The 11817-nt window shown below is 52.6% G+C and carries 8 protein-coding genes and 1 pseudogene; 6 read left to right on the plus strand and 3 right to left on the minus strand.

What is annotated here, in order from left to right; translation table 11 throughout:
* Positions 1–140: 140 nt before the first annotated feature.
* Genes bcsG through bcsE form a run of 3 tightly spaced genes read right to left on the minus strand, consistent with a single transcriptional unit; the run spans position 141 to position 3576 of the window.
* Positions 141–1820: a cellulose biosynthesis protein BcsG gene (gene bcsG, locus HEM79_RS21645; RefSeq protein WP_176241939.1), complete on the minus strand. Its 1680-nt coding sequence runs from the start codon at positions 1818–1820 to the stop codon at positions 141–143.
* A complete protein-coding gene (gene bcsF, locus HEM79_RS21650; protein WP_000988301.1) occupies positions 1817–2008 on the minus strand; it encodes a cellulose biosynthesis protein BcsF in 192 nt (63 codons plus the stop codon). The genes bcsG and bcsF overlap by 4 nt, the downstream gene beginning before the upstream one ends.
* Positions 2005–3576: a cellulose biosynthesis c-di-GMP-binding protein BcsE gene (gene bcsE, locus HEM79_RS21655; RefSeq protein ID WP_001205752.1), complete on the minus strand. Its 1572-nt coding sequence runs from the start codon at positions 3574–3576 to the stop codon at positions 2005–2007. Before bcsE ends, bcsF begins: the two co-directional genes overlap by 4 nt.
* 258 nt (positions 3577–3834) lie before the next feature.
* Here bcsE and bcsR point away from each other — a divergent pair, with 258 nt between their 5' ends.
* The 6 genes and pseudogenes from bcsR to HEM79_RS21685 all read left to right on the plus strand — a co-directional run.
* On the plus strand, positions 3835–4023 hold the full coding sequence (bcsR, locus tag HEM79_RS21660) for a cellulose biosynthesis protein BcsR (RefSeq protein WP_001063311.1): 189 nt from the start codon (positions 3835–3837) through the stop codon (positions 4021–4023).
* Positions 4024–4034: 11 nt separating this feature from the next.
* Positions 4035–4787 (plus strand): cellulose biosynthesis protein BcsQ, encoded by a 753-nt coding sequence (gene bcsQ / locus HEM79_RS21665; RefSeq protein ID WP_021550018.1) that lies wholly within the window; start codon positions 4035–4037, stop codon positions 4785–4787.
* Positions 4784–7402 carry a UDP-forming cellulose synthase catalytic subunit gene (bcsA, locus tag HEM79_RS21670; RefSeq protein WP_000025927.1) on the plus strand — a complete coding sequence of 873 codons (2619 nt, stop codon included), beginning with the start codon at positions 4784–4786 and terminating at the stop codon, positions 7400–7402. Before bcsQ ends, bcsA begins: the two co-directional genes overlap by 4 nt.
* A 10-nt stretch (positions 7403–7412) precedes the next feature.
* On the plus strand, positions 7413–9752 hold the full coding sequence (bcsB, locus tag HEM79_RS21675; RefSeq protein ID WP_024192197.1) for a cellulose biosynthesis cyclic di-GMP-binding regulatory protein BcsB: 2340 nt from the start codon (positions 7413–7415) through the stop codon (positions 9750–9752).
* Positions 9753–9758: 6 nt separating this feature from the next.
* Positions 9759–10865, plus strand: a complete 1107-nt coding sequence (bcsZ, locus tag HEM79_RS21680; protein WP_176241943.1) for a cellulose synthase complex periplasmic endoglucanase BcsZ — start codon at positions 9759–9761, stop codon at positions 10863–10865.
* Positions 10847–11817 (plus strand): annotated as a pseudogene (locus HEM79_RS21685) (cellulose biosynthesis protein BcsC); the annotation flags it as partial. The gene bcsZ and the pseudogene HEM79_RS21685, both read left to right, overlap by 19 nt.

An 11817-nucleotide genomic window follows, 5' to 3' on the forward strand; every position in this document is an offset into this window, starting at 1 on the left:
ATTGCTGGCATTCTCGCCAGCCTGATCGTGAGCTGGCTGAATAAGCGGAAGTAACATGCTATGTGGGCGTCAGGCTGCCGTAATGGCAATTTGCGCCCGGACCAGGCCGCAGGGGTGAAACTCTGCGGCCTTTTTCGTGTTTACTGCGGGTATGGCACCCAATCGCCGCCGTTCAGGCGAACGTACGGTTTATCCTGATATTGAATCACCACCGCGTTTGAGTTCTCGGATACCGGTGCTGTTTGTGGCAATCCGCTGGTGAGTTTTTTCCAGTCAACATCGTCTTCGGTGAAAATTTTACCGTCGAGAACGCGAACAACCAGATCAGAAATTGCCAGGAAACTGCTTGGTTGGTCGATGACAATCGGAGCCCCCTGATGTGGTGCCTTCATGCCGAAGAATTTCACGCCAACGGGGACATCAGTGATTGATGGACTAGGGATATCACGTAGGCCAGATACCTGCATTCTGTCGCCTTTCAGCGCGCCGCCATGTTCTGGCACGACCACCACCATTACTTTACGGTCAGATTTCTCCAGCTCGGTAAAGAATGCATCCAGTTCATCAAAGAACTTCTGCGCCCGCGCTTTATAGTCCGCTGTTTTACTGACGCCAGGATAATGGTTGCCATCATGCAGAGGGAGCGTGTTGTAGAACGTGGCGCTACGGGAGTTTTTATCTTTTTCAGTAACTTCCAGCCAGCGGTTAAGTACGGCGGTATCGTCATAAACTGGCGAACCATCAAAGCCCAGCAAAATAACCGGTAGATTCGTTTGATCCATCAATTCTGTCTGCATACCGCCATTTTCGCGCACTTCTTTCAGGAAGCCGCCGAATTGACCGTTATGCCCCATCATCAGATGCTGGGTAAAGCCCAGTTTTGACAAGTTATCGAACAGATAGCAGTCATTATTGGCTGGTTGATACAGATTGGTGTGCGAAGTTTGCCCACAACTGGCGCGCAGCAGACGAATCGCCGCCGGGCCGCTGTATGAGGTCGCAGAGTTGAATTTCTTGAACTCAATATCGAAATGCGACCATAACGGATGCGACATTAACCCGGCAGCCTCAATGTCCGACCAGGAGAGTGAGCAGATGTTGATGACCAGCAATTCAAATGGCTGTGCATCTGCCGGAAGCGCGGATGGGAAGGTCGATTTACGTTTCGCTTCGGCGTTATAGAAATTATTCAGCCATGCATTAAGATTCGCCGTTGTCGGCGGCGCGGTTTGCGCAGGCATATCACCCACCACCGGCGTACCACCTGCGGCTGCGACCGTTGCCGCTGCATTACCGCCCGTCGTTGTCACCGTCGTGGTCGGTTGACCGGCTGGCCACAGGGAGAAACTTGGTCCAGCCAGCGTAAGTACGTTCAACCATACCAGAATAGCGACGACAAATATGGTGATACGAATCCATTGTGACAGGAACAACCACGCCACTAACAATACAAAAATGGCTCCGATCATCTGCCAGTTAATAAAGCGAGTAACGAGGTCGATTAAATAATCGCTACTGAAACCAGCCACTTGCGAACCCTGACTCATGATACTTTCCGGGCCTGGTAGCCAGGTGTCGTGCCAGAACAATGCAAAACCGATTGGTAGGGCTATCCAGTGGCGTAGACGGTGCAGGCTATAGCGCGGAATAGGCATTAGCAGAAACGCGGCAAACACCAGGTTAAGCAGCGGATGGAAGTTAAGATATCCCGCCCATAACAGGCCAAATTTGACCAGAAAATAGAAGTTCCAGCCAGAAAGGCCGCGCCAGTATTGCCAGAGGGAAGAAGGCATAGCGGTGTTTTGGGTAAATTGAGTCATTTTTTGATTGCCCTGGCTTTTTCCGCACGGCGTAATGTACCGGCCGGTTTTACATAACGAGGTTTAGCAAATAACAAACGCAAAGTGTCACGAATACGCCGCAGAGAATGCCGCGCCAGATAGCCCAGCGGGAAAAATATCAGTGCGCAAACGATAATAATTTCAATGATATCGCTGATGGTCATCATGATGAACGCTCCACAGCATCATCCAATAATCGCAGTGGTTCAGGTATGCGTCGCCAGTTGCGACCATCGTGTTCGGCATTGATGACTGGCGTGGAACCCTGCGTTAAAGGCAGCGGCATCCCCCATTGTTCCGGGGCGAGTAAACGCATTTGCACCAGCTCGGCGCTGATTTGGTCATCTTCAAACCAGACCATGCGGTTAGAGAAAATGTCGCCAGTAGGTAGTGGGAAAATATGATTCAATGCGGTATCCAGATCGTTAATCCGGCAGAAAGAGAGGAACAGCACCAGTCGATTGCCGCCAATCGTCATAATATCGCCGGTACGATTAGGGCGACACAGCGTCAGTGCTTGTTCAACGCGAATGCCAGGCACCGGGCGCAAAGCCACCAGAACGCCTTTCCCGTGAGCGGGTAACAGGGTGTTATTCATCATATTATTGACCGCGTCACAGAATACATCCCACTTCTGGAACCCCCGCAGTTTAATCGGCTGAGTCATCGACAACAGCGTGGTGATATCTTCCGGTACATAGCGGCTGAACTTCTGTCCCTGCACGCTTTCAATCATTGTCAGACAGCGAGAGAGCGGGGCGTTCCATGGAATAACCATATTTGCGCCGCAGGCCAACAGTAAACGTTCGTCGGTGGCGCGCAGGCTGGCAATATTTTCCCGCACGAGGATTTTCAACGCGCTCCCACGCTGGCGACGCAATGTATGAATACTGCGGGCCAACGGTTCAATTTGCCCATTTTGCTGCAAAGAGAACACGACCGTCGCGGCCTGAGAGGTACGCGCTTCATTGAACAGCGTTTCGTTATTGTCGAATAGCTTCCAGTGTTCCGATAGCGGTGGCGCGCCTTCCAGTACGGCAATATTACTGAGAATACGTTTTTCATCGCTGCGTGGTTGGATCTCCGCCTCTTCGCGCTGAACTAACGCCCAGACGCCATTTTGATGCTGGACGGTCAGTTGCTGACGGGCGCTGACGCCTTTTTCGTTACACCAAAAAGCAATATCCAGCAGATGCTGATCGCCCTGAAAACGCAAACTGGCAAGTCCAAAAAGCGAACGGTACTCCTCCAGTAACAATGAAAATTGTTTATCGTTATTATTTCCGGGATTAATTACCAGCAGTGAACAATGGTTTAGCCTGCACCATTTATTCATTTTTTCCAGCCATAGGCGAAGGCGTTCGGCAGGAATGTTTTGCCATGCGTTATTTGCGCAAACAAGAATGAACAGGTAATTATTGGGAACAACTGAACATTGTAAATCACGGGGCAAATAGTATAGACCTTTTTCATGATTTAGCATTGAAAATAATTTTATTTTTTCTGGTCCTTGAGAATCATCTAATTTGAAAATTTTCTCGGGATCGCTATCCATGCTAATGACCGCGACTTGCGCGGTTTCAGCTTGAGAAGCCATCGTTTGATTCACCAGGCTAATAGCATCTTCTTGACGATCGACGTTAAACCACCAGACGCCGCCTGCTGGCATATGTCGCAGCTCATCCCATAAGGATGAGATACCGATAGAGAATACGGGGTCCACAGTGTCCCTCAAGTCGCCATTTTGTCTGATTATCAGTTTACTAGCGAAAGCTAAGAAATAAACCTACCATTGAAATTAAAACTTATCAGATTTAGCATGTGAATCAATTTAACAGGCCAGAAACCTTGTGATATCAGCCTTTTCGTTTTTTAGTTTTTCTGTTGCGTAACGGAAAGTCAAAAAATGAGCGGATTTCTGTGCTGCCGTTAGCAATAAAGCGGCGAAATTGTCTTGCTGTGTAATATGTTTATTTTATAGGGATCAACCATAATGAATAACAACGAACCCGATATTCTGCCTGATCCCGCGATAGGCTATATCTTCCAGAATGATATTTTGGCGTTAAAACAGGCTTTTTCACTGCCTGATATTGATTATGCCGATATTTCCCAACGAGAGCAGTTGGCTGCGGCATTAAAACGTTGGCCGTTATTGGCTGAGTTTGCGCAAAAAAAGTAGGGGTGTGGTGAATGGCCGTTCTGGGATTGCAGGGGATGCGGGGTGGCGTGGGAACGACAACGATCACTGCCGCGTTAGGCTGGTCATTGCAAATGTTGGGAGAAAATGTCCTGCTGGTGGATGCCTGCCAGGACAATTTGCTGCGCCTGTCATTCAACGTTGATTTTTCTCACCGCCAGGGCTGGGCAAGAGCCATGCTGGATGGTCAGGACTGGCGTGATGCCGGGCTACGCTATACCTCACAGCTCGATCTGCTGCCCTTTGGTCAACTGACTCTCGAAGAACACGAAAATCCCCAGCACTGGCAAACACGACTGGGCGAGATTTGTAGCGGTATTCAGCAACTAAAGACCAGCGGGCGTTATCAATGGATTTTGATCGATTTACCACGCGACGCCTCGCAGATAACGCATCAAATCATGAGTCTGTGCGATCACACCCTGGCGATCGTCAACGTGGATGCTAACTGTCATATTCGGCTGCATCAGCAGGCACTGCCCGCTGGCGCGCATATTTTGATTAATGATTTTCGTGTCGGCAGCCAGGTTCAGGACGATATTTACCAGCTATGGTTACAAAGCCAGCGGCGCTTGTTGCCAATGTTGATTCATCGTGATGAAGCGATGGCTGAATGTCTGGCGGCGAAACAACCGTTGGGAGAATACCGTAGCGATGCGTTGGCGGCAGAAGAAATTCTGACGCTGGCGAACTGGTGTCTGTTGAACTATTCCGGGCTGAAAACGCCAGTCGGGAGCGCATCATGAGTATCCTGACCCGGTGGTTGCTTATCCCGCCGGTTAACGCACGTCTTATTGGGCGTTATCGGGAGTATCGTCGTCATGGCGCGTCGCCTTTCAGCGCGACGCTCGGCTGTTTCTGGCTGATCCTTGCCTGGATTTTTATTCCGCTGGAGCACCCACGCTGGCAGCGTATTCGTGCGCAACATAAAATCCTGTTCCCTCATATCAACGCCTCGCGCCCGCGTCCGTTGGATCCTGTGCGCTATGTCATCCAGACCTGCTGGTTGCTGATCAGTGCTTCGCGCAGAGAAACGCCGAAACCGCGCTGGCGGTCGTTTTCACGCTTGCAGAATATTCGTGGGCGTTATCATCAATGGATGGATGAATTGCCGGCTCGCTTCAGCCATAACACGCAACACCTTGATGAGAAAAAAGAGCTGGGACATCTGAGCGCCGGAGCACGGCGTTTTATTCTTGGCATCATTGTGACATTCTCGCTGATTCTGGCGCTGATTTGCGTCACCCAGCCGTTTAACCCGCTGTCGCAGTTTATCTTCCTGATGTTGCTGTGGGGTGTGGCATTAATGGTACGACGAATGCCGGGACGCTTCTCTGCACTGATGCTGATTGTGCTGTCGCTGACCGTCTCTTGCCGTTATATCTGGTGGCGCTACACCTCCACGCTGAACTGGGATGATCCGGTCAGTCTGGTGTGCGGTTTAATTCTGCTGTTCGCTGAAACTTACGCATGGATTGTGCTGGTGCTCGGCTACTTCCAGGTCGTATGGCCGCTGAATCGTCAGCCCGTACCGCTGCCGAAAGATATGTCGCTGTGGCCGTCGGTGGATATTTTTGTGCCGACGTACAACGAAGATCTCAGCGTGGTGAAAAACACTATCTATGCCTCGCTGGGTATCGACTGGCCGAAAGACAAGCTGAACATCTGGATCCTCGACGACGGTGGCAGGGAAGAGTTTCGCCAGTTTGCACAAAACGTAGGGGTGAAATATATCGCCCGTACTACTCATGAACATGCGAAAGCGGGCAATATCAACAATGCGCTGAAATATGCCAAAGGCGAGTTTGTGTCGATTTTCGACTGCGACCACGTGCCAACGCGCTCGTTCCTGCAAATGACCATGGGCTGGTTCCTGAAAGAAAAACAACTGGCGATGATGCAGACGCCGCACCACTTTTTCTCGCCGGACCCGTTTGAACGCAACCTGGGGCGTTTTCGTAAAACGCCGAATGAAGGCACGCTGTTCTATGGTCTGGTGCAGGATGGCAACGATATGTGGGATGCCACTTTCTTCTGCGGTTCTTGTGCGGTGATCCGCCGTAAACCGCTGGATGAGATTGGCGGTATTGCCGTCGAAACGGTAACCGAAGATGCGCACACTTCTTTGCGTTTGCACCGTCGTGGCTACACCTCCGCGTATATGCGCATTCCGCAGGCGGCGGGGCTGGCTACCGAAAGTCTGTCGGCGCATATCGGTCAGCGTATTCGCTGGGCGCGCGGGATGGTGCAAATCTTCCGCCTTGATAACCCGCTCACCGGTAAAGGGCTGAAGTTCGCGCAACGGCTGTGCTACGTCAACGCCATGTTCCATTTCTTGTCGGGCATTCCACGGCTGATCTTCCTGACTGCGCCGCTGGCGTTCCTGCTGCTTCATGCCTATATCATCTACGCACCTGCGTTGATGATCGCCCTGTTTGTGCTGCCGCACATGATCCACGCCAGCCTGACTAACTCGAAGATTCAGGGCAAATATCGCCACTCGTTCTGGAGTGAAATCTACGAAACAGTGCTGGCATGGTATATCGCACCACCGACGCTGGTGGCGCTGATTAACCCGCACAAAGGCAAATTTAACGTCACCGCCAAAGGTGGCCTGGTAGAGGAAGAGTATGTCGATTGGGTGATCTCGCGACCGTACATCTTCCTCGTACTGCTCAACCTGGTTGGTGTCGCTGTTGGCATCTGGCGTTACTTCTATGGTCCGCCAACCGAAATGCTTACCGTTGTCGTCAGTATGGTGTGGGTATTCTACAACCTGATTATTCTCGGCGGCGCGGTAGCGGTATCGGTTGAAAGCAAACAGGTTCGTCGTTCGCATCGTGTTGAGATGACGATGCCAGCGGCAATTGCCCGCGAAGATGGTCACCTTTTCTCCTGCACTGTTCAGGACTTCTCCGACGGTGGGCTGGGGATCAAAATTCACGGTCAGGCGCAGATCCTCGAAGGGCAGAAAGTGAATCTGCTGCTCAAACGCGGTCAACAGGAATACGTCTTCCCAACCCAGGTGGCACGCGTGATGGGTAACGAAGTCGGACTGCAATTAATGCCCCTCACCACCCAGCAACATATCGATTTTGTGCAGTGTACGTTTGCCCGTGCGGATACATGGGCGCTCTGGCAGGACAGCTACCCGGAAGATAAGCCGCTGGAAAGTCTGCTGGATATTCTGAAGCTCGGCTTCCGTGGCTACCGCCATCTGGCGGAATTTGCACCTTCTTCAGTGAAGGGTATTTTCCGTGCGCTGACTTCTCTGGTTTCCTGGGTTGTTTCGTTCATTCCGCGCCGCCCGGAGCGGAGCGAAACGGTACAACCATCGGATCAGGCTTTGGCTCAACAATGATGATAACGCGATGAAAAGAAAACTATTCTGGATTTGTGCAGTGGCAATGGGGATGAGCGCATTCCCCTCTTTTATGACGCAGGCGACGCCAGCAACGCAACCACTGATCAATGCTGAGCCAGTTGTTCCTGCCCAGACGGAACAAAATCCGCAGGTGGGGCAGGTGATGCCGGGCGTGCAGGGAGCGGATGCGCCAGTCGTCGCGCAGAACGGCTCTTCGCGTGATGTGAAGCTGACCTTTGCGCAAATCGCGCCGCCGCCGGGCAGCATGGTGCTGCGTGGTATCAACCCGAACGGCAGCATTGAGTTTGGTATGCGCAGCGACGAAGTGGTGACGAAGGCGATGCTCAATCTCGAATACACGCCATCGCCATCATTGCTGCCAGTTCAGTCGCAGTTAAAGGTTTATCTCAATGATGAACTGATGGGCGTGCTGCCAGTGACTAAAGAGCAGTTGGGTAAAAAGACGCTGGCGCAAATGCCGATTAACCCACTGTTTATTACCGACTTCAACCGCGTGCGGCTGGAGTTTGTCGGTCATTATCAGGATGTGTGCGAAAACCCGGCCAGCACCACACTTTGGCTGGATGTCGGGCGCAGTAGTGGACTGGATCTGACGTATCAATCACTGAATGTGAAGAATGACCTGTCGCACTTCCCGATTCCGTTCTTTGACCCACGCGATAACCGTGCTAACACCTTGCCGATGGTCTTTGCGGGCGCGCCGGATGTTGCTCTGCAACAGGCTTCCGCCATTGTTGCCTCGTGGTTTGGTTCCCGTTCCGGCTGGCGTGGGCAGAACTTCCCGGTACTCTATAACCAGCTTCCCGATCGCAATGCGATTGTTTTTGCGACTAACGACAAACGCCCGGACTTCCTGCGCGACCATCCGGCGGTGAAAGCACCGGTGATTGAGATGATCAACCACCCGGAAAATCCTTACGTCAAACTGCTGGTCGTGTTTGGTCGTGACGACAAAGACCTGTTGCAGGCAGCGAAAGGTATCGCCCAGGGCAATATTTTGTTCCGTGGCGACAGCGTCGTGGTGAATGAAGTCAAACCGCTGCTGCCGCGTAAGCCATACGATGCGCCGAACTGGGTGCGTACCGATCGTCCGGTCACTTTTGGTGAACTGAAAACCTATGAAGAGCAGTTACAGTCCAGCGGTCTGGAACCGGCAGCGATTAACGTTTCGCTAAATCTGCCGCCAGATCTCTACCTGATGCGCAGTACCGGTATTGATATGGATATTAATTACCGCTACACCATGCCGCCGGTGAAAGATAGCTCGCGGATGGATATCAGCCTGAACAACCAGTTCCTGCAATCATTTAACCTGAGTAGCAAACAGGAGGCGAACCGCCTGCTGCTGCGTATTCCGGTATTACAAGGTTTGCTGGACGGCAAAACGGATGTCTCTATTCCGGCGTTGAAGCTGGGGGCGACCAACCAGTTGCGCTTCGACTTTGAGTACATGAACCCGATGCCGGGCGGATCGGTGGATAACTGTATTACCTTCCAGCCGGTGCAGAACCATGTGGTGATTGGCGACGACTCTACCATCGACTTCTCGAAGTATTACCACTTCATTCCGATGCCGGATCTGCGCGCGTTTGCCAATGCGGGTTTCCCGTTCAGCCGGATGGCGGATCTGTCACAAACCATCACCGTAATGCCGAAAGCGCCCAACGAAGCACAGATGGAAACGCTGCTAAATACCGTTGGCTTTATCGGCGCGCAGACGGGCTTCCCGGCGATTAACCTGACCGTGACCGATGATGGCAGCACCATTCAGGGTAAAGATGCCGACATCATGATCGTCGGTGGTATCCCGGACAAATTAAAAGACGACAAGCAGATTGACATGCTGGTACAGGCCACCGAAAGCTGGGTGAAAACGCCAATGCGCCAGACGCCATTCCCGGGTATTGTGCCGGACGAAAACGACCGTGCGGCAGAAACTCAGTCAACGCTGACCTCTTCTGGCGCGATGGCTGCGGTGATTGGCTTCCAGTCACCGTATAACGACCAGCGCAGCGTGATTGCTCTCCTGGCTGACAGTCCGCGCGGTTACGAAATGCTTAACGATGCGGTGAACGATAGCGGCAAACGCGCCACCATGTTCGGCTCGGTAGCCGTGATCCGTGAATCTGGCGTTAACAGTTTGCGTGTTGGCGACATCTATTACGTTGGACATCTGCCGTGGTTCGAACGTTTGTGGTATGCACTGGCTAATCACCCGATTCTGTTGGCGGTGCTGGCGGCAATCAGCGTGGTGTTGCTGGCCTGGGTACTGTGGCGTCTGCTGCGTATCATCAGCCGTCGTCGTCTTAACCCGGATAATGAGTAATTGATGATGAATGTTTTGCGTAGTGGAATCGTGACGATGCTGCTGCTGGCTGCCTTTAGTGTTCAGGCAGCCTGTACCTGGCCTGCCTGGGAGCAGTTTAAAAAGGATTACATCAGTCAGGAGGGGCGCGTCATTGACCCCAGTGATGCGCGCAAAATTACCACCTCCGAAGGGCAAAGTTACGGCATGTTCTTTGCCCTGGCGGCTAACGACCGTACGGCTTTCGATAACCTTCTCGACTGGACACAGAACAATCTTGCCCAGGGCTCGTTAAAAGAGCATTTGCCCGCCTGGCTATGGGGCAAGAAAGAGAATACGAAGTGGGAAGTGCTGGACAGCAACTCAGCCTCTGACGGCGATATCTGGATGGCCTGGTCACTGCTGGAGGCCGGTCGATTGTGGAAAGAGCAACGTTATACTGACATTGGCAGCGCGTTGTTAAAACGCATTGCGCAAGAGGAAGTGGTGACAGTGCCGGGGCTGGGTTCCATGCTGTTACCGGGCAAAGTGGGTTTTGCCGAGAATAACACCTGGCGTTTTAACCCAAGTTATCTGCCCCCGACGCTGGCGCAGTATTTCACCCGCTTTGGCGCACCGTGGACCACGTTGCGCGAAACGAATCAACGTTTATTGCTGGAAACCGCCCCGAAAGGCTTTTCGCCAGACTGGGTACGTTATGAGAAAGACAAAGGCTGGCAGTTAAAGCCAGAGAAAACGCTGATCAGCAGTTACGACGCTATTCGCGTCTACATGTGGGTTGGCATGATGCCCGACAGCGATCCGCAAAAAGCGCGGATGCTCAACCGTTTTAAACCGATGGCGACATTCACCGAGAAAAACGGCTATCCGCCGGAGAAAGTCGATGTCGCTACGGGTAAAGCGCAGGGTAAAGGGCCAGTCGGCTTTTCTGCGGCTATGTTGCCATTTCTTCAGGATCGTGATGCCCAGGCCGTACAGCGTCAGCGTATTGCAGATAACTTTCCTGGTAGCGATGCCTATTACAACTATGTGTTGACCCTGTTTGGACAAGGCTGGGATCAACACCGTTTCCGCTTCTCGACAAAAGGTGAGTTATTACCTGACTGGGGCCTGGAATGCGCAAATTCACACTAAATATTCTTACGCTTTCCCTCGGTCTGGCCGTGATGCCGATGGTCGAGGCGGCACCAACCGCCCAGCAACAGTTGCTGGAACAGGTTCGTGTGGGGGAAGCGACCCACCGCGAAGACCTGGTGCAGCAGTCGCTGTATCGTCTGGAACTTATTGATCCGAATAACCCGGATGTCGTTGCCGCCCGTTTTCGCTCTTTGTTACGTCAGGGCGATGTTGATGGTGCGCAAAAACAGCTCGACCGATTGTCGCAATTAGCGCCGAGTTCAAATGCGTATAAATCATCGCGTACCACAATGCTGCTTTCCACGCCGGATGGTCGCCAGGCACTGCAACAGGCACGATTGCAGGCGACTACCGGTCATGCGGAAGAAGCCGTGGCGGGTTACAACAAACTGTTCAACGGGGCGCCGCCAGCAGGTGACATTGCCGTCGAGTACTGGAGTACGGTAGCGAAAATTCCGGCTCGCCGTGGCGAAGCGATTAATCAGCTAAAACGCATCAATGCGGATACGCCGGGCAATACAGGTTTGCAAAACAATCTGGCGCTATTGCTGTTTAGCAGCGATCGTCGCGATGAAGGTTTTGCCGTACTGGAACAGATGGCGAAATCGAACGCCGGGCGCGAGGGGGCTTCTAAAATCTGGTACGGGCAGATAAAAGATATGCCCGTCAGCGACGCCAGCGTGTCGGCGCTGAAAAAATATCTCTCTGTTTTTAGCGATGGCGATAATGTGGCGGCTGCGCAATCGCAACTGGCAGAACAACAAAAGCAACTGGCCGATCCTAATTTCCGCGCCCGTGCGCAAGGTTTAGCCGCTGTGGACTCAGGCATGGCAGGTAAAGCCATTCCCGAACTGCAACAGGCGGTGCGTGCTAACCCGAAAGACAGTGAAGCCCTTGGGGCGCTGGGGCAGGCGTATTCCCAGAATGGCGATCGCGCTAATGCGGTGGC

This window comes from Escherichia sp. 93.0816 (assembly GCF_013368855.2).
GTDB lineage: Bacteria > Pseudomonadota > Gammaproteobacteria > Enterobacterales > Enterobacteriaceae > Escherichia > Escherichia ruysiae.